The organism is Roseomonas sp. SRI_022, assembly GCF_057586215.1.
In genome coordinates, this window is record NZ_JBYCZL010000037.1 from 1 (window position 1) to 18,048 (window position 18,048).

The window sequence follows — 18,048 nt, forward strand, 5'->3', positions numbered from 1 at the left end:
GCACCGCCGCGCAGGACCGCCTGACCCGCATCACCGCCCAGCACGGCGCGATGCAGAAGGACCGCGACGCCGCCGCCGCCGAACACATCCCAGCGGAGGAGCGCGAGGCCGCGGCTGCCGCGCTCGCCGCCGCCGAGGCCGCGGTGGAGGACGCCCGCATCGCGCTGGAGAAGGCCGAGGCGATGCGCGCCTGGGCCGCCGCCGCCCATGCCGAGGCCGGCCGCGCCGCGACCGCCGCTGGCGGCGAGCGTGCCCGCGCAGCCGCGGAAGTCGATGCGCTGAAGGCCGTGCTGTCCTCCCGCGAGCCGGGGGCAGCGGCGCCGATCCTCGACCAGGTGGGCGTGCCAGCCGGGCTTGAGGCCGCGCTCGGTGCGGCGCTGGGCGAGGCGCTGGAAAGCCCGTCCGATGAGGCGGCGCCGCGGCACTGGCGCAACCTGCCGCCGCTCGATGCCGCCGCGCCCCTGCCCGGCGGCGCGGTGCCGCTGTCGCGGCTTGTCGAAGCACCCGCCGCGCTGTCGCGCGCCCTGTCGCAGATCGGGTTGCTGCCGCGCGGGACCGAAGGCGCCGCGTTGCAGGCGGCGCTGAAGCCGGGCCAGTCGCTGGTCACCGAGGATGGCGCGCTGTGGCGCTGGGATGGCCACACCAACCGCGCCGGGGCGCCGACGCCGGGCGCGGTGCGCCTCGCCCAGCGCAATGCCCTCCGCGCGGCAGAGGCGCGGCTCGACAAGGCCGAGGCCGAGGCCGCCACCACCGACGCCGCCCGCGCCGAGGCCCTGAAGCAGGAGGAGGAGGCACGCCGCACGGAGGCCGCCGCCCGCGACGCCCGCGCCCGCGTGGAAGCAGCACTCGGTGAGGCGCGGCAGGCCGAGGCGGCGCTTGCCGCCCGCCATGCGCGTGCTGAAAGCCGGCTGGCGGCGATCGAGCCGCAGCTCGCGCGCCTTGCTGCTGACCGTGCCGAGGCCGAGGCGCTGCTCGATGCCGCCTGGCAGGCGGTCTCGGCCCTACCGGACCTCGCCGGCCTACGGGCCGAGGCCGAGGAGGCCGGCCGTGCCGAAGCCCGCGCGCAAGCTGCCGAACACGCCGCCCGCGAGGCGCGCCGCAACGGCGAGGCGAATGCCAAGGGCGCCCGGCAGCATGAATCGACGCTGGCAGCCCGCGCCGCCGAGGCCGAGAGCCGGCTCGCCGCGCTGGAACCGCAACTGGCGCGGCTCGCGGCGGAACTGGCTGAAGCCGAGGCGGGGCTTGCAGAAGCCCTGGCCGCCGAGGCCGCGCTGCCGGATCTCGACGCGATGCGTGCGGCCGTCACCGCCGCGCGCGATGCGCTGACCGCCGCCCGTGGGGCGGAAGTCCAGGCACGCAGTGACATCGGCGCGCTGGGGAATGAAGCGCAGCGCGTCGCCGCGCGGCTCGCTGCCGTGGCCGAGGAAGCCGCGCTGTGGACCACGCGCGGCGCGGATGCCGAGGCGCGGGTCATCGAACTGCGTCGCCGCAGCGCCGAGGCGCAGACCGAACGCGATGGACTTGCGGAAGCGCCGGAGGATGCCTCGGCGAGCCGCCGGCAGGCCTCGGCGCTGCTTGCCGAGTGCGAGGCGACGCACGCCGCCGCCGCCGCCGCACTGACCGCCGCGGAAACCGCGTTGCGCGACAGCGGCGAGGCCCGCCGCCGCGCCGACGCCACCTTCGCCACCGCGCGCGAGAGCCAGGTGCGTGCCGAGGGTTCGGCCGAGGCCGCCGCCACGGCCGAGGAGGCGGTCGCTGCGCGCATCGCCGAACGGCTCGGCGAGGACGCCGACCTCCCCCCACCGCCGGAGGAACTCTCCGACGTCGCTGAAGACAAGGCGCGCCGCAAGGTCGAGCGCCTGGCGCGCGAGCGCGAGGAGATGGGGCCCGTCAACCTCCGCGCCGAGATCGAGGTGACGGAGATCGAGGACCGCATCGGCCAGATCACCACGGACCGCGACGAGGTGACGGCGGCGATCGCCAAGCTGCGCGGTTCGATCGGCCATCTGAACCGCGAGGGCCGCGAGCGCCTGCGCGAGGTCTTCGACCGTGTCGATGCCGAGTTCCGCAACCTGTTCGCGCGCCTGTTCGGCGGCGGGCGGGCGCATCTGGCGCTGGTTGGGTCCGACGATCCGCTGGAAGCCGGGTTGGAGATCTACGCCGAGCCGCCGGGCAAGAAGCTGTCCACGCTCTCGCTGCTGTCGGGCGGCGAGCAGGCGCTGACGGCGCTGTCGCTGATCTTCGCGGTGTTCCGCTGCCAGCCCGCGCCGGTCTGCGTGCTGGACGAGGTGGATGCGCCGCTCGACGACGCCAATGTGGAGCGGCTGTGCGACCTGCTGGACGCCATGGCGTCGGATTCCGGCACGCGCTTCCTGGTGGTCACCCACCACCCGCTGACGATGGCGCGGATGCATCGGCTCTATGGCGTGACCATGCAGGAACGCGGCGTGTCGCGGCTGCTGAGCGTGGATCTCGGCCAGGCGGTCCAGATGGCGGAAGGGCCGGTCGCCGCCTGACGACGCGGGCGCGCATAGGCGCCTGAAACGACGGCGGCCATAACGCTTCGCTTACCAGGGCGGCTCTATCGCTTGGGTTCGAGTTGGAGCCCTCCCCGCCATGGCCCTTGCACGCCGCAGCCTGCTCGCCTCGCTCGCCACCCCTGGCGTCGCCGCGGCTACGGCTGATCCGGCGCTCGAGGTGCAGGGCGCGATCGCGCCGCCCTCCCCGCGCCGGCTCGGCCTTGACGCGCTCGATGCCATCGCCAGCCTGCCGCTGAGCACCCGCACGCCCTGGACGCAGGGTCTGCAGCATTTCTCGGGCGTGCCGCTGCGGCGCCTACTGGATACGCTGGGCGCGCAAGGCACGACGCTGCGCGCGGTGGCGCTGAACGATTACGTCGCCAGCATGCCGATCGCCGAGGCGGTGGCGAGCGACGCCTTCCTCGCGACGCGCAGGGACGGCGCGCCGATCCCCGTCCGACTGCGCGGCCCGTGCTGGATCGTCTTCCCCTGGTCGCAGCGGCCGGAACTGGAAACCCCGGAAAACCGCCGCCGCGCCGTGTGGCAGTTGCAGCACATCGAGATCGCCTGAGGAGGGCCCGGCATGGCAACGCCCCGACGATGGCCGCGCGCGACAATCCCGCTGGTCGGGGCCTTCCTTGCCGCGATGGTCTTCGTCGCGTCGCTCGCCATCTCGGCCCGGCAACTCGCGTCCCACGCCGAATTGCAGGTCGCGGGCCATCGCGTCGGAGTATGGGAAAGCAGCCAGGCGCTGCTGGAAGCGGCCCGCCTCGGCACGGAGATCGAACGCCTCGCCGCCGGCCAGCCCGACGCCGCGCGCGCCATCGCCCTGCGCTACGAGATCCTCTGGAGTCGGTTGGTGTCCCTGCAGGAAGGCGATGGGGAGAGGCATCGTTCCCCCATCCTGCTGTCGGTGCGCGCCCGGCTGCCTGCGCTGTTCGTCGTGCTCGGGCGGATCGAACCAGTGCCCGCGGTGCACCTGGCGGGCGACGGCATGGCGATCGGACGCGCCCATGATGCGCTCGGCACGCTGGTGCTCGAACTCGGCGAGGCCAATCGCGCCCTGCAACACGACCAGCGGCTCCGCACCGAGGCGGCGGCCGAGGGGCTGCGCCACCTGCACCAGGCCTTCGCGATCAGCCTGATCGGCCTGATCACCAGCGCCACGGTGCTGACGGCATTGCTCTACCTGCTGTGGCGGCGCGCCAGCGGATCGCTGCGGGATGCCGAGGCGGCGCAGCGCCGCGCCAGCCGCTCCGAACGTCTGCTGCGCGTCGTCGTGGATGCGCTGCCGGTGATGGTGTCCGCGCATGACCGGGATGGGCGCTTCGTGCTGGCCAATGCGGCACTGGCCCGCTTCCATCGCACCACGGAGGCCGACCTGCTCGGCCGCGACATCGTCGAGGCGACAGGGCAGGCCGAGGATGGCGCCGACATCGCAGCCGCGCTCGCCGGCGGCACGCAACTGCCCTTCCGCGAGGAGACGGCGAGTGGCCCGGACGGCACGCCACGCACCCTGCTGACCACCGCGGCACCGGTCGGCGACCCCGGCGCGCCGCCCTCGGCGGTGGTGCGGATCAGCCTCGACATCTCCCGCCGAAAGGAGGCGGAGGAGCATATCCGCTACATGGCGGAGCATGATTCGCTGACCGGCCTCGCCAACCGGCTGCTGTTCACGCGGCGGCTGAACCACGCCCTGGCCGAGGGCGGCATGGTGGCGCTGCACCTGATCGACCTCGACGACTTCAAGGACGTCAATGACACGATGGGGCATGCGGCGGGCGATGCGCTGCTGATGGCGGCCACCGGCCGCATGCGTGCCTGCCTGAAGCCCGGCGACATGCTGGCGCGGCTCGGCGGCGACGAATTCGCCGTGGTGCAGGCCGGCATCACCGGCGCGAAGGAGGCTGATGCGGCCGCCGCACGGATCGTGCGCGCGCTCGGCGCGCCCTATGCGATCGACGGGGCTTCCATCCCCGCCGGGGCCAGCGTCGGCATCGCCATCGGGCCGGCCGACGGGGTGGATGGGCCGGCGCTGCTGCAGCGGGCCGACATCGCGCTGTATCGCGCCAAGGCATCCGGGCGCGGCCAGGTGCGTCGCTTCTCCGCGGCCATGGCCGCCGCGCTGATCGACCAGCGGCGGCTGGAGAGCGATGTGCAGCAGGCGCTGGAAGCGGGCGAGCTGCATTTCGCCTACCAGCCGAAGTTCCGCCTGTCCGACCTGACCTTCAGCGGCTGCGAGGCGCTGCTGCGCTGGACCCACCGGACGCGCGGCGTGGTGCCGCCCTCGGTCTTCGTGCCGGCGGCCGAGCGCGCCGGGCTGTCGGCGCGCCTTGCCCGCGCGACGCTCGCCATGGCGCTGCGCCAGCAGCAGGCCTGGCAGGCGGAGGGACTCGACATCGCCGTCGCGGTGAACCTCTCGGCGCGGCACATCGTCTCCGGCCAGGCACCCGAGCTGCTGCGGGAGGCGCTGGAGGCCAGCGGCGCGCGCGCCGAGGGAATCGAGATCGAGGTGACCGAGGACGTCTTCATCCGCGACCCGGAGGCGGCGGCGGCCACCCTCGCGCGGCTGCGTGAGATCGGGGTGCGGCTGGCGCTGGATGATTTCGGCACCGGCTACGCCTCGCTCGGCTATCTCCAGCAACTGCCCTTCGATGTGATCAAGCTCGACCGGTCCTTCGTCGCCGGGCTCGGCACCAGCACGCGGACGGAACGCATCGTCGATGCGGTGGCGCGCATCGCCCATGGCCTCGGCGCCCGACTGGTGGCGGAGGGGGTGGAGAGCGCGGTGCAGCTCGCGCGGCTGCGCGATATCGGCTGCGACGAGGGGCAGGGCTACCTGCTCGGCCGGCCGATGGCGCCCGCGGCGCTGGCGCAGCTGCCGGGGCCGGCCGCGGCCCGACGCACCGGGACGCTGATCCCGGCCGCCTGACCGGGGCACGCGCGCGATTGCCGAGCCCACCCGCACCGTCCCGAGGGCCGGCGGCGACGTCGACCGACGGTCGCCGGTTCGGCCTGCGGCGAAAATGCTCTAACCTTGCGGAAACGCGTGTCTGGCGCTTGTTGCGCCGCGTCACGCGCTTGACAGGTGGGGGGGCTGACCGTAAAGCGCCGCCTGCCTTCCGGCGGGGTCCCGCCAGGGAGCGAAGGTGAACGAGCGCGACGGTTTCGAGGAGCGGTTGCGGCAGGCCAGGTCCGAACGGGGCTTGGACAAACCGCCCACAAGTGGCGGGGCGGTGCCGCATAGCCCCTGGGGGTATGGTCTGCGCGCGGGGGTCGAGGTGGTCTCGGCCCTGGTTGTCGGCATAGTGATCGGCTTTCTGCTGGATCGCTGGCTGGGGACCTGGCCTTGGCTTTTCCTGGTGTTCTTCGTCCTGGGCAGCGTGGCCGGGGTCCTGAACGTGTATCGCCTGTTCAATCCGCGTCCGCGCTCGCGCATGAAGTGAGAGATCGACGGGGGATCAGCCGGTGGCGACCGAAGGCAAGACGATCGACGCTCTGAGCCAGTTCGAGCTCTCGCCGATGCTCGGCGTGGTCGGGCAGGCTGTCTCCTTCAGCCAGTCGAACTTCTTCATGCTGCTGGCGGTGGTGCTGTCCGCCGGGCTGATGCTGGTCAGCGCGAGCCGGGCGGAGCTCATCCCGGGCCGGCTGCAGGCGCTCGGCGAAGCGGCCTATGAATTCATTGCCGGCATGGTGCGCGACCAGGTGGGCGACGAGGGCAAGAAGTACTTCCCCTTCGTCTTCTCGGTCTTCATGTTCGTGCTGTTCGGCAACCTGCTCGGCATGCTGCCCTACGCCTTCACCTTCACCTCCCACATCGCGGTGACGCTGGCGCTCGCGGTGGTGGTGTTCATCACCGTGACTGTGGTCGCGCTGGCGCGCCACGGCATGCACTTCTTCTCCTACTTCTTCCCCGAGGGCGCGCCGGTCTGGCTGGCGCCGATCATCATCCCGGTCGAGATCATCTCCTACTTCTCCCGCGTGGTGTCCCTCTCGGTGCGTCTGTTCGCGAACATGGTCGCCGGCCACGTCATGCTGAAGGTGTTCGCCACCTTCGTCGTGCTGCTGGGTGGCCTCGGCGCGGTCGGCCCCTTCGTGGCCGCCATGCCGCTCGCGGTGAACATCGCCCTGGTCGGCTTCGAATTCCTGGTCGCTTTCCTGCAGGCCTACGTCTTCGCGATCCTGACCAGCATCTACCTGCACGACGCGGTGCATCTGCACTGACCCGCCATGTGACCGGGGTGCGGTCGCACACGCGTACGTTCAGAACCTCCATGGATTGACGGAAGGACGAGTATCATGGAAGTCGCCGCTGCGAAGGCCCTCGGGGCCGGCATCGCCGTTATCGCCCTCTTTGGCGTGGGCCTCGGGATCGGGAACATCTTCTCCTCCCTGATCACCTCGGTGGCCCGCAACCCGGGCGCCCGCGACGCCGTCTTCCCGATCGGCATCCTGGGCTTCGCGCTGACGGAAGCGGTGGCGCTCTTCGCGCTGCTGATCGCCTTCCTCATCCTGTTCGCCTGATCCCCGGCCCTGCCGGCCCGCGCGAGCGGGCCGGCGGGACCTGTGGACCCGCCCGCGGCGCCCTTCGCCACGGGCATTGAGGCGATGGAGATGACGGCGATGCGCCGAGTGACGATGATGGCGGCGCTGGCCGCCGCACTGCCCGCCGCGGCCATGGCAGCCAGCACGGGCTCCGTGCCCGTCGAGGGCATGCCCCAGCTCGCCTTCGGCCACCCCGAGCAAGGCCCGCTGCTGATCGGCCAGGTGGTCTGGCAGCTGATCATCTTCGGTGCGCTGGTCTACATCATGGCCTATGTCGCGCTGCCGCGCGTCGGCGCCGTGATCGAGAACCGCCACAACCGCATCTCCGCCGACCTTGAGGCCGCGCAGGCCGCCAAGACCGAGGCCGATGCCGCCATGGCCGCGCACCGCGCCGCGACCGAGCAGGCGCGCGCTTCGGCCCGCGCTTCCGTGGCCACGGCCCTGCAGGCGGCCCAGGCCGACAGCGACGCCAAGTCCGCGACGCTGAACGCCCGGCTGAACGCCCAGGTCGCCGAGGCCGAGGCGCGCATCGACGCGTCGCGCACCGCCGCGATGGGCGCGCTGCGCGGTGTGGCAACCGACACCACCGAGGCGCTGCTGTCGAAGCTGGTTGGCAAGGCCGATCGCGCGGCGGTTGAAGCCGCCGTGACGCGCGAACTCGCCGCGCGCGGGAGGGCGTGATGCACCATTACGAACATTTCTGGCTCGACCCGAAGTTCTGGGTCGCCGTTTCCTTCGTCCTGTTCTTCCTGCTGCTCGGCAAGAAGCTGTGGGGCGCGATCTCCGGCGCGCTTGATGGCCGCGCCGCGGGCATCCGCCGCCAGTTGGACGAAGCCGCGCATCTGCGCGCCGAGGCGGAGGAGATGCTGAAGGCCGCCGAGGCCGAGCGCACCGCCGCCGCCAAGGAAGCCGAGGAACTGCTGGCCCACGCCCGCGCCGAGGCCGAGCGCGTTGCCGCCGCCGCCGCCGCCGAGGCCGAGGCTTCGGCCAAGCGCCGCGAGCGCATGGCGCTCGACCGCATCGCCGCCGCCGAGGCTTCCGCCGTCACCGATGTCCGCAACGCCGCCGCCGAGGTGGCCGGTGCGGCCGCCCGCGCGGTGCTGACCGAGACGCTCGACGCCAGCGCCGACGCCGCGCTGGTGGACCAGTCCCTGGGCGACCTGCCGAAGGCGCTGCGCGCCGCCTGAATCGGCACCGCCGATCCGTAAAGGGGTGCCAACCGCAAGGCTGGCACCCTTTTTCATGTCCGCCCTGCGGTCATCTCCCCCTTTTCCTCCGTCCCCCGATGGGCGAGCATTTCGCCACTTACCGTGTCCGGGAGGCACATCATGACGCTTCGCTTCACACTGGCCGCCGCGCTCGTCGCGGGGTCGGCCTTCGCCGCGCAGGCCAACAATTTCCGTTGGGCCAATGACGGCGACACCAACTCGATGGATCCCTACACGCGGCAGGAGACCTTCCTGCTGTCGTTCAACGCCAACATCTATGAGCCGCTGGTCCGCCGCGACGCGCAGATGCGCGTCGAAGCCGCGCTGGCCGAGCGCTGGGAGAACCTCTCCCCCACCGTCTGGCGCTTCCATCTGCGCCGCAACGCCCGCTTCTCGGACGGCACGCCCTTCACCGCCGACGACGTGCTGTTCAGCGTCGAGCGCGCCCGCGCGACGGGCTCGAACATCCAGGGCGTGCTCGCCTCGGTGAAGGAGGTCCGCAAGGTCGACGACTACACGGTGGATTTCGAAACCACTGTGCCGAATCCGATCCTGCTCCAGGAAATCACCAACTGGGGCATGATGAGCCGCCGCTGGGCGGAGCAGCACAATGCCACGCGCCCGGCCGACCTCACCTCACGCGAGGAGAACTTCGCGACCCGCAATGCAATGGGCACCGGCCCGTTCCTGCTGCAGTCGCGCGAGCCCGATCGCCGCACCGTGCTGGTGCCGAACCCGAACTGGTGGGACACGCCGCGCCACAACCTGACGCGCGCGGAATTCAACGTCATCTCGAATGACGCGACGCGCGTCGCGGCGCTGCTCTCGGGTGAGATGGACTTCGTCTACACCGTGCCGCCGCAGGATGTGGAACGCATCCGCCGCTCCCCGGGCGTGAGCATCATGCAGGGGCCGGAGCTGCGCACGATCTTCCTCGGCATGGACCAGATGCGGCCGCAGCTGCTGAAGTCCGACGTGCAGGGGCGCAACCCGTTCCAGGATGTGCGCGTGCGCCGCGCCATGCTGCTTGCGATCGACGTGAACGCCATCCAGCGCACGGTGATGCGCGGGCAGTCGCGCCCGTCCAACCTGCTCTACGGCCCGGGCGTGAACGGCTTCGTCGAAGCCGACGACCAGCGCCCGGCGGTGAACATCGAGGAAGGCCGCCGGCTGCTGCGCGAGGCCGGTTTCCCGAACGGCTTCGGCGTCACGCTCGACTGCCCGAACGACCGCTACGTGAATGACGAGGCGATCTGCACCGCGATCACCGCGATGCTCGCGCGCGTGGGCATCCGCGTGACGCTCGCCGCGCAGACGCGTGCACGCTACTTCGCCGAGATCAACGCGCCGCGCTTCAACACCTCGTTCTACCTGCTCGGCTGGACGCCCTCGACGTCGGACGCACACAACGCCTTCTACAACATCGCGGGCACGCGCGACGGGGCGCGCGGCGTGTTCAACAGCGCGGGCTATTCCAACCCGCAATTCGACACGCTGATGGACCGCATCGCCGTGGAGACCGACGCGGCGGCCCGCCAGCGCCTGATCTCCGAGGCGAGCAAGATGCTGCGCGACGACGTCGCCTTCATCCCACTGCACCAGCAGCAGATCGTCTGGGCGGTGCGCAATGGCTGGACGGTCGTGCAGACCGCCGACAACTACTTCCAGCTGCGGCATGTGCGCCACGGCCAGTAATTGACCGCTGGAGGGGCCCCTGCCCCTCCGCCCCCCGGTGCGCTTGCCATGGGCGCGCCGGGGCGCGCAGCATCGCGGCATGACACGCTTCGTCCTGCCTGCCGCCGAGGCCGCCGCGACGCCGAACGAACCCGGCCGCCTGTCCGCCCACATCTTCGCTCATGGCAGCTTCGAGGTCCGCTGGTACGCGCCGCACGGCACGGATCCGCAGATGCCGCACACGCGCGACGAGGCCTATGTCGTCATCCGCGGCCGCGGCACCTTCTTCTGCGACGGGCAGCGCGCACCCTTCGGTCCCGGCGACATGTTGTGGGTCCCTGCCAGGGCCGAGCATCGCTTCGAGGACTTCTCCGACGACCTCGCCGTCTGGGTGATCTTCTACGGCCCCGAGGGCGGCGAGGGCTGACCCCCGCGCGTTGCATGCATCGCCACGCCCGGCCATGCTGCCGCCATCCGGGCCGCGGCCCACAGGGGAGAGAAAGCAAGAATGGATCGTCGTCGTTTCGTTGCCGGTGGCGCTGCCGGTGCCGCCGTCGCGGCCGTGGCCGCGCCGCATGTCGCGCAGGCCCAGCCGCGCATCCGCTGGCGCTGCCCCGGCAGCTTCCCGAAGTCGCTCGACACGCTGTACGGCACGCAGGAACACATCTGTCGCCGCGTCGGCGAGATCACCGAGGGCGCCTTCCAGATCCAGCCCTTCGCACCCGGTGAGATCGTGCCGGCGCTGCAGGTGCTCGATGCCGCCGGCTCGGGCTCGGTCGAGATCGGCTGGTCCGCACCCTACTACTACACCGGCAAGGATCCCTCGCTGGCCTTCGGGTCCTGCGTGCCCTTTGGGCTGAATTCGCGGCAGCAATATGCCTGGTGGCACAATGGCGGCGGCGCCGAGTTGATGGCCCCGGTCTTCGCCGACCAGGGCGTGCGCTGCATCCTCGGCGGCAATACCGGCGCCCAGATGGGTGGCTGGTTCCGCAAGGAGATCAGGACCGTCGATGACCTGCGCGGCCTGAAGTTCCGCATCGCGGGCTATGCCGGCGACGTGCTGGGCAAGCTCGGCGCCGTGGCGCAGCAGCTTGGCGGGGCGGACATCTATCCCGCGCTGGAACGTGGCGTCATCGACGGGGCCGAATGGGTCGGGCCCTATGACGACGAGAAGCTCGGCTTCCAGCGGGTCGCGCAATACTACTACTTCCCCGGCTGGTGGGAGCCGGGTCCCTCGATCACCATGCTGGTCAACCAGCGCGCCTGGGAAGGCCTGCCACCGCAGTTCAAGGCGGCGCTCGAGACGGCCTGCGGCGAGGGCTACATCTACATGACCGGCCGCTACGACGCGCTGAACCCGCCGGCGCTGCGGCGGCTGATCGCAGGCGGGACGCAGCTGCGGCAGTTCCCGCGCGACGTCATCGCGGCCTGCTACCGCGCGACGCAGGAACTCTATGCCGAGCTCGGCAACCGCAATGCACGGTTCAAGGAGATCCACGCGCAGTGGGACCGCTTCCGCCAGGACCAGCAGACCTGGTTCCGGGTGGTCGAGGACAGCTTCGCCAACTCCATGGCGCAGTTGCAGGCGCAGGCGCGCTGAGCACCTTCGACCCCGGCCAGGCGATCGACTTCGCCTGGAACGGCCCGCCGCCCGGCTCCGCGGCGGCGGGCAAGACGCGGCTGCTGCTGGCCGACAGCCTCGGCTGCATGCTGGCCGGGTTGGGCCATGCCAGGCCGCGCGACTTCGGCGCGGCGCTGGCAGCGTCCATGCCCGGCGCCATCCACATCGCGGGCGTTGCGCCCGGATTGTCGCAGGCGGGCGCGGCCGCGCTGCTTGCCGCCGCGATGTGCTGGGACGAGGCAAATGAGGGCCTCGCCAGCGCCCATGGCCGCCCGGCGCTGGCCGTCGCACCGCTGTGCATCGCGGCCCTTGCGGAAGGCCGCGTGACCCTCGGCGAGGCGCTCGCCGCCTTCGCCCTGGGTTATGAGGTTGCCGGCCGCGCCGGGCAGGCCTGGCGCATCCGGCCCGGCATGCATGTGGACGGGTCCTGGCACGCGCTCGGCGCGGCGGCGGCGGCGGCGCGGCTGGCGGGCAGCGACCAGGCTGCGGCGGCGCGCGCGGTCCGGCTGGTGGGCTGCCAGATGCCCTTCTCGCTCTATGCGCCGATCGCCGCCGGGATGGACGGGCGCAACACCTATCCGGGCCATGCGGTGCTGCTCGGCACGCTGGCGGCCGCCGGGGCCGCCGCCGGCATGGACGCGCCGGAGGGCGGCTTCGCGGAGGCACGCCGTCTCGCCCTCGGCCTCGACCAGGAAGCCGCGGTGGCGCCACCCGGTCGCTGGCTGATCGAGGACGCCTACATCAAGCCCTTCGCCGGCGTGCGCCACGCCCATTACGCGGCGGCCGCGGCGATCGAACTGCGCGCCCTGCTGGGGCTGCGGCTGGCCGAGGTCCGGTCGGTCACGCTCGCCACCTATGGGGAGGCGCTGCGCTACGCCGCCAACCGCGCGCCCGCCAGCGCTATCGCGGCTCAGTTCAGCCTGTCCTGGGCCGTGGCCGCGGCGCTGGTGCAGGGGGATCTCGGCCCGTGCGCCTATACCGATGCCGCGCTGACCAACCCCGCGCTGCGCGACGTCGAGGCGATCGTCGCCCTGGTCGAGGACACCGACCTGACCGAGACCGGCGATCGCGGCGCCGGCCTCGCCGTGGAACTCCAGGACGGCACCGTGCTGGAGGCCCGCGCCGACCGGGTGCCCGGCGACCCAGCCCTGCCGATGAGCGTCGACGCCGTCTGCGCCAAGTTCCTCCGCTTCGCCGCGCCCCTGCTGGGGGAGAACCAGGCACGCGCCGCGCTTGTGCTGCTGCTCGACGGTGCCGCGGAAGACCGGGCGGCGGGGATGCTGCTCGCACCGATCCGGCCTTAGAGTAACCGCAAAGCGCAACAGGAGGCCAAACCATGCCGAGGATCACCCGACGCGCCGCCCTGGCATCGACCGCCGGCGTCGCACTGGCCATGCCCGCGCGCGCGCAAGCCGCGTTCCCATCCCGCCCGCTGCGCATCTTCGTCCCCTTCGCCGCCGGTGGGACCACCGACATCCTGGCACGCGCGATCGGGGAGAGGCTCTCGGTTGCACTCGGCCAGCCGGTGGTGATCGACAATCGCGGTGGCGCCGGCGGCACCGTGGCGGGGGAGGCCTTCGCGCGCAGCGACCCCGATGGCCACACGCTGCTGGTGGCGACCGCCTCGCTGATCTGCATCAACAAGGCGCTCTATGCGCGGCTGCCCTTCGACCCGGATACGGATTTCGTGCCGGTCGCGATGCTCGCGCAGCAACCCAACGTGCTGGTGGTGAACCCGCGCGAACTGCCGATGACGACGCTGCCGGCGCTGATCGCCCATATCCGCGCCAATCCGGGCAAGGTGAATTTCGCCTCCTCGGGCACCGGGTCGCAGTTGCACCTGACTGGGGAGATGTTCCGCGCGGCGGTCGGCGTCGAGATGACGCATGTGCCCTATCGCGGCAGCGCGCCGGCGATGACGGACCTGGTCGCGGGCAATGTGCCGATGATGTTCGACGGGCTCGGCACCGCGCTGCCGCAGGTGCGCGGCGGGGCGATCCGCTGCCTGGGCGTCGCGGCCGACAGCGAGAACGCCGCGCTGCCAGGGGTGCCGACCATCGCCTCGGTCCTGCCGGGCTTCCTGTCGGTGAACTGGACCGGGCTGTTCGCGCTGCGCGGCACGCCGGAGGCGGTGGTGGCGCGTATCGATGCCGAGACGCGCCGCGCCATCGCGGGACCGGAGCTGACAACGCTGTTCCGCGAGCGTGCCTTCGACCCGATGCCGATCCCGCGCGCCGCCCTGCCCGCCTTCGTCACGGCGGAAAGCGCACGGTGGCGCGAAGCGGTGCGGGCGTCGGGCGCACGGGCGGAGTAGCGCAGCCCCGTGCGCGCGAGGATGCGGCGATTGCGGAACCGGAGAGGGACTTCGCCCCTCTCCCGACCTCTCCCCCACCAAAGGCCGAAAGGCCTTTGGAAACCGTCACCTGGCGTTGGGCGGGGCAGGAGTTCCACGAAGACGAAGGGTGCGCCGTGCCCGGAGCGCGCTCCGTCATGTCGGCCTGGTTGTCATGCCCGACACCAAGTCCCGGCGGTCCAGGGTGCACTGCACCCTGGCGGGGTGAGGCTTGGAGAGGGGCGGAGCCCATCTCCAATCAACAGCGCCACAAAGTTCGCGCGCATGGGGCGAGACCCCTCGCGCGCCGATCAGAATGTCACGCGCCCTGCGGCGGCAAGGGCCAGCAGCAGCGACGCCACATGCGTCGATTGCTGCACCTCCCCGTCCTGGATCAGCCGCAGCACATCGGCGACGGGGATGAGTTCGACGGCGATCTCCTCCCCATTGTCGAAGGATTGCACGCCGTCGGGATGGGCACCGAGGGCGAGCACCGTGTGCACGCGGTTGGTATGCGTCGCGGGGTTGGGGCGCAGGCTGACGACGCGGCGGAACTCCCGCGCGCCATGTCCTGTTTCCTCGCGGAATTCGCGGCGGCCGGCGATGATGGGGTCGCCGGCATCGGCGGCGTCCATCACGCCGCCGGGGAGTTCGAGATGCACCTCGCCCGCCGCATGGCGGTACTGACGGTTCATCACCAGCCGGTCGTCATCCGTCAGGGCGACGACATGCACCCAGTCCGCGTATTCCAGGACGTAGAAGGGATCGACCACGTCGCCCGAGGGCGCCACGCAGGAATCCGCGCGCACGCGGATCCAGCGATCCGCGAGCACGATGCGGCTGCCCGTGACGCGCCAGTGGCCGAGCCCGCTCATTCGGCCGCGATCTGCTGCGCCTGGGCGTAGGCTTCGAGCGGCGCGCAGGAACACACCAGGTTGCGGTCGCCATAGACATTGTCCACGCGCTTCACCGGCGGCCAGTATTTGTGCGCCTTGACGAAGGGCAGCGGGAAGGCCGCCTGCTCCCGCGTGTAGGGGTGCGGCCAATCCTCCGCCGCGATCTCGGCCGCGGTGTGCGGCGCGTTCTTCAGCGGGTTGTCGGCCTTGTCCATGCGGCCCTGCTCCACCGCACGGATTTCCGCGCGGATCGCGATCATCGCGTCGATGAAGCGGTCCAGTTCGGCCTTCGGCTCGCTTTCGGTGGGTTCCACCATCAGCGTGCCGGCGACCGGCCAGGACATGGTCGGCGCGTGGAAGCCGTAATCCTGCAGGCGCTTGGCGATGTCCTCGACCATCACGCCGCCGCCCTGCTGGAAGCCGCGGCAGTCGAGGATGCATTCATGCGCGACCATGTTGTTCATGCCGCGATAGAGCACCGGGAAATGCGCCTCGAGCCGCTTCGCGACGTAGTTGGCGTTGAGGATCGCCACCTGCGTCGCGCGCTTCAGCTCCTCCGCACCCATCATGCGGATATAGGCGTAGGAGATCGGCAGGATCGAGGCCGAGCCCCAGGGTGCGGCGGACACCACGATGTCCTTCGACCCGCCGCAGTCGATCACCGGATGGCCCGGCAGGAAGGGGGCGAGTTCCGCCGTGACGCCGATCGGCCCCACGCCGGGCCCGCCGCCGCCATGCGGGATGCAGAAGGTCTTGTGCAGGTTGAGGTGGCAGACATCCGCGCCGATCGTCGCCGGTGAGGTCAGCCCCACCTGCGCGTTCATGTTCGCGCCGTCCATGTAGACCTTGCCGCCCTTCGCATGGATCAGGGCGCAGATCTCGCGGATCGACGCCTCGAACACGCCATGCGTGGACGGGTAGGTGATCATCAGCGCGGCGAGGTTACCCGCGTGCTGTTCGGCCTTCGCCTTGAGGTCGTCGAGGTCCACGCTGCCGTCGCGGTCGGTGCCGACGACGACCACCTTCATCCCCGCCATCGCCGCCGAGGCCGGGTTGGTGCCGTGGGCCGAGGCCGGGATCAGGCAGATGTCGCGATGCGTGTCGCCGCGCGACAGGTGCCAGCCGCGGATGGCGAGCAGCCCGGCATATTCACCCTGGCTGCCCGCATTGGGCTGCAGCGAAACCGCCGCGAAGCCGGTGATGCGGCAGAGCCACTCGGACAGCCGGTCCGTCAGTTCGCGATACCCCTTCGCCTGCTCGATCGGCGCGAAGGGATGAATGACGCTGAAGCCGGGCAGCGTGACCGGCACCATCTCGGCCGTCGCGTTCAGCTTCATCGTGCAGGACCCGAGCGGGATCATGCTGCGGTTCAGCGCGACGTCCTTGTCCTCCAGCGACTTCATATAGCGGAGCATCGCGTGCTCCGAATGATGCGCGGTGAAGACAGCGGCGGTGCAGAAGGCAGAGCGGCGTTCCAGCGCGACGGGAATGCCGCCCGCCGTCGCACCCGCCGCAGCGGGCTTGCCGGCAGCCTCGGCGATGGCGGCGGTCAGCGCGTCGAGATCCTCGCGCGTCACCGTCTCGTCCAGCGCGATGCCGACCGTGGTCGCGTCGATGCGCGCGAAGTTGAAGCCGCGCTTCAGCGCCGCATCCATCAGCGCCTGCGCCTTCGTGCCGGCATCAAGTGCGATGGTGTCGAAGAACGCATCGTGCTTCGGCGCGAAACCGGCGGCCTTGGCGGTGCCGGCGACCAGCCTCGCGAGCAGGTTCACCCGCGTCGCGATGCGCTTCAGCCCGGCCGGCCCGTGCCATACGGCGTACATGCCGGCCATGACGGCGAGCAGCACCTGCGCGGTGCAGATGTTCGACGTCGCCTTCTCGCGGCGGATATGCTGCTCGCGCGTCTGGAGCGCGAGGCGCATCGCCGGCGCGCCGGCGGCATCGACGGACACGCCCACCAGGCGCCCCGGCATCAGCCGCTTATGTGCATCCTTCACCGCCATGTAGCCGGCATGCGGCCCGCCATAGCCCATCGGCACGCCGAAACGCTGCGCCGAGCCGACGACGACATCGGCACCCATCTCGCCCGGCGGCGTCAGCAGGCAGAGCGACAGCGGATCGGCCGCCACGAGCGCGAGGCCGCCACCGGCCTGCACCGCGGCAATCTCGGCCGTCAGGTCGCGCACCTGCCCGGTCGTGCCGGGGTACTGCAGCACCAGCGCGAAGGGCTTCGCCGCGGTGACTTCCGCGCCGATCGACGCGACCGCGACGAACTTCACCTCGATGCCGAGCGGCGCCGCGCGCGTCGTCAGCACGGCCTTGGACTGCGGATGCAGGTCGTCGGCGGCGATCAGCAGATGCGACTTTCCGCGCGTCGCGGCGTGGGCGAGGTGCATCGCCTCGGCCACCGCCGTCGCCTCGTCCAGCAGCGAGGCATTCGCCACCGCAAGGCCGGTCAGGTCGGTGATCATGGTCTGGAAGTTCACCAGGGCTTCCAGCCGGCCCTGCGCGATCTCCGCCTGATACGGCGTATAGGCCGTGTACCAGCCGGGGTTCTCCAGCACGTTGCGGCGGATCACCAGCGGCGTGTGCGTGCCGTGATACCCCATGCCGATCAGCGACTTGACGTCGGCGCGGTTGCGCAGCGCCATGGCGCGCAGCTCCGCGAGCAGTTCCAGTTCCGTCGCCGGTTCCGGCAGCCCCGCCATGTCCATGCCGAGGATCGCCGCAGGCACGGTCTTCGCGGTCAGGTCATCGAGGCTGGTCGCGCCGACCACCTTCAGCATCTCGGCGATCTCGGCCTCGCCCGGCGCGATGTGGCGCGGCGCGAAGGCGTCGCCCGCCTCCAGCGCTGCAAGGGTGTCGAGAGCGCTCATGCCTGATCGTCCACGAAGGCCGCGTAGGTGGCCTCATCCATCAGCCCGTCCATCGCGCCGGGGTCGGAAGTCGCGATCTTGAAGAACCAGCCATCGGTGGTCGGCGCCGAGTTGATCGTGCCGGGATTGTCGCCGAGCGCGCTGTTCACCTCGACGATCTTGCCGGCGATCGGGGCATAGACATCGGAGGCGGCCTTCACGCTTTCGACCACCGCGATCGGCTCGTTGGCAACGACGACGCGCCCGACCTCGGGCAGGTCCACGAAGACCACGTCACCGAGCGCGTTCTGCGCATGGTCGGTGATGCCGACGGTGGCGACGCCACCCTCCATGCGCACCCATTCATGGTCCTTGGTGAATTTGGTGTCGGACATCGG

The 18,048-nt window shown here is 71.3% G+C and carries 16 protein-coding genes; 13 read left to right on the forward strand and 3 right to left on the reverse strand.

Annotated elements, in window-relative coordinates; genetic code table 11:
- From AC2YHJ_RS25060 to AC2YHJ_RS25120, 13 genes are all read left to right on the forward strand, one after another.
- A partial coding sequence (locus AC2YHJ_RS25060) for an AAA family ATPase (RefSeq protein WP_487398914.1) occupies positions 1-2,516 on the forward strand: 2,516 nt, incomplete at its 5' end.
- Positions 2,517-2,616: 100 nt separating this feature from the next.
- Positions 2,617-3,090: a putative pterin-binding protein gene (locus AC2YHJ_RS25065; protein WP_487398915.1), complete on the forward strand. Its 474-nt coding sequence runs from the start codon at positions 2,617-2,619 to the stop codon at positions 3,088-3,090.
- A 12-nt stretch (positions 3,091-3,102) separates the two neighbouring features.
- Positions 3,103-5,451 carry a putative bifunctional diguanylate cyclase/phosphodiesterase gene (locus AC2YHJ_RS25070; protein ID WP_487398916.1) on the forward strand — a complete coding sequence of 783 codons (2,349 nt, stop codon included), beginning with the start codon at positions 3,103-3,105 and terminating at the stop codon, positions 5,449-5,451.
- Between the two features lie 217 nt (positions 5,452-5,668).
- Positions 5,669-5,965 carry an AtpZ/AtpI family protein gene (locus tag AC2YHJ_RS25075; RefSeq protein ID WP_487398917.1) on the forward strand — a complete coding sequence of 99 codons (297 nt, stop codon included), beginning with the start codon at positions 5,669-5,671 and terminating at the stop codon, positions 5,963-5,965.
- Between the two features lie 22 nt (positions 5,966-5,987).
- A complete protein-coding gene (locus AC2YHJ_RS25080) occupies positions 5,988-6,743 on the forward strand; it encodes a F0F1 ATP synthase subunit A (RefSeq protein ID WP_487398918.1) in 756 nt (251 codons plus the stop codon).
- A gap of 75 nt (positions 6,744-6,818) precedes the next feature.
- A complete protein-coding gene (locus AC2YHJ_RS25085; RefSeq protein WP_133221840.1) occupies positions 6,819-7,043 on the forward strand; it encodes an ATP synthase subunit C family protein in 225 nt (74 codons plus the stop codon).
- A 42-nt stretch (positions 7,044-7,085) separates the two neighbouring features.
- Positions 7,086-7,745, forward strand: a complete 660-nt coding sequence (locus tag AC2YHJ_RS25090; protein ID WP_487398919.1) for a F0F1 ATP synthase subunit B family protein — start codon at positions 7,086-7,088, stop codon at positions 7,743-7,745.
- Positions 7,745-8,251, forward strand: a complete 507-nt coding sequence (locus tag AC2YHJ_RS25095; RefSeq protein WP_487398920.1) for a F0F1 ATP synthase subunit B family protein — start codon at positions 7,745-7,747, stop codon at positions 8,249-8,251. Before AC2YHJ_RS25090 ends, AC2YHJ_RS25095 begins: the two co-directional genes overlap by 1 nt.
- Before the next feature lie 141 nt (positions 8,252-8,392).
- Complete coding sequence (locus AC2YHJ_RS25100) at positions 8,393-9,967, forward strand: ABC transporter substrate-binding protein (protein WP_487398921.1); 1,575 nt, start codon at positions 8,393-8,395, stop codon at positions 9,965-9,967.
- A gap of 79 nt (positions 9,968-10,046) precedes the next feature.
- Complete coding sequence (locus AC2YHJ_RS25105; RefSeq protein WP_487398922.1) at positions 10,047-10,373, forward strand: cupin domain-containing protein; 327 nt, start codon at positions 10,047-10,049, stop codon at positions 10,371-10,373.
- An 81-nt stretch (positions 10,374-10,454) separates the two neighbouring features.
- On the forward strand, positions 10,455-11,546 hold the full coding sequence (locus tag AC2YHJ_RS25110) for a TRAP transporter substrate-binding protein (protein WP_487398923.1): 1,092 nt from the start codon (positions 10,455-10,457) through the stop codon (positions 11,544-11,546).
- Entirely contained in the window at positions 11,450-12,871 is a 1,422-nt protein-coding gene (locus tag AC2YHJ_RS25115; RefSeq protein WP_487398924.1) for an MmgE/PrpD family protein, read from the forward strand. The genes AC2YHJ_RS25110 and AC2YHJ_RS25115 overlap by 97 nt, the downstream gene beginning before the upstream one ends.
- A 32-nt stretch (positions 12,872-12,903) precedes the next feature.
- Entirely contained in the window at positions 12,904-13,881 is a 978-nt protein-coding gene (locus tag AC2YHJ_RS25120; protein ID WP_487398925.1) for a Bug family tripartite tricarboxylate transporter substrate binding protein, read from the forward strand.
- A 329-nt stretch (positions 13,882-14,210) separates the two neighbouring features.
- On the opposite strand, the gene AC2YHJ_RS25125 is transcribed toward AC2YHJ_RS25120, so the two are convergent.
- Genes AC2YHJ_RS25125 through gcvH form a run of 3 tightly spaced genes read right to left on the reverse strand, consistent with a single transcriptional unit; the run spans position 14,211 to position 18,045 of the window.
- A complete protein-coding gene (locus AC2YHJ_RS25125) occupies positions 14,211-14,774 on the reverse strand; it encodes an NUDIX hydrolase (protein WP_487398926.1) in 564 nt (187 codons plus the stop codon).
- Complete coding sequence (gcvP, locus tag AC2YHJ_RS25130) at positions 14,771-17,671, reverse strand: aminomethyl-transferring glycine dehydrogenase (RefSeq protein WP_487398927.1); 2,901 nt, start codon at positions 17,669-17,671, stop codon at positions 14,771-14,773. Before gcvP ends, AC2YHJ_RS25125 begins: the two co-directional genes overlap by 4 nt.
- Positions 17,668-18,045, reverse strand: a complete 378-nt coding sequence (gene gcvH / locus AC2YHJ_RS25135) for a glycine cleavage system protein GcvH (protein ID WP_487398928.1) — start codon at positions 18,043-18,045, stop codon at positions 17,668-17,670. The genes gcvP and gcvH overlap by 4 nt, the downstream gene beginning before the upstream one ends.
- Positions 18,046-18,048: the final 3 nt, after the last annotated feature.

Excerpts from the sequence above, each read along its gene's own strand:
- AC2YHJ_RS25065 (WP_487398915.1), top strand. The coding sequence starts at position 2,617 with ATGGCCCTTGCACGCCGCAGCCTGCTCGCCTCGCTCGCCACCCCTGGC.
- AC2YHJ_RS25070 (WP_487398916.1), top strand. The coding sequence starts at position 3,103 with ATGGCAACGCCCCGACGATGGCCGCGCGCGACAATCCCGCTGGTCGGG.
- AC2YHJ_RS25085 (WP_133221840.1), top strand. The coding sequence starts at position 6,819 with ATGGAAGTCGCCGCTGCGAAGGCCCTCGGGGCCGGCATCGCCGTTATC.
- AC2YHJ_RS25095 (WP_487398920.1), top strand. The coding sequence starts at position 7,745 with ATGCACCATTACGAACATTTCTGGCTCGACCCGAAGTTCTGGGTCGCC.
- AC2YHJ_RS25100 (WP_487398921.1), top strand. The coding sequence starts at position 8,393 with ATGACGCTTCGCTTCACACTGGCCGCCGCGCTCGTCGCGGGGTCGGCC.
- AC2YHJ_RS25105 (WP_487398922.1), top strand. The coding sequence starts at position 10,047 with ATGACACGCTTCGTCCTGCCTGCCGCCGAGGCCGCCGCGACGCCGAAC.
- AC2YHJ_RS25110 (WP_487398923.1), top strand. The coding sequence starts at position 10,455 with ATGGATCGTCGTCGTTTCGTTGCCGGTGGCGCTGCCGGTGCCGCCGTC.
- AC2YHJ_RS25120 (WP_487398925.1), top strand. The coding sequence starts at position 12,904 with ATGCCGAGGATCACCCGACGCGCCGCCCTGGCATCGACCGCCGGCGTC.
- AC2YHJ_RS25125 (WP_487398926.1), bottom strand. The coding sequence starts at position 14,774 with ATGAGCGGGCTCGGCCACTGGCGCGTCACGGGCAGCCGCATCGTGCTC.
- gcvP (WP_487398927.1), bottom strand. The coding sequence starts at position 17,671 with ATGAGCGCTCTCGACACCCTTGCAGCGCTGGAGGCGGGCGACGCCTTC.
- gcvH (WP_487398928.1), bottom strand. The coding sequence starts at position 18,045 with ATGTCCGACACCAAATTCACCAAGGACCATGAATGGGTGCGCATGGAG.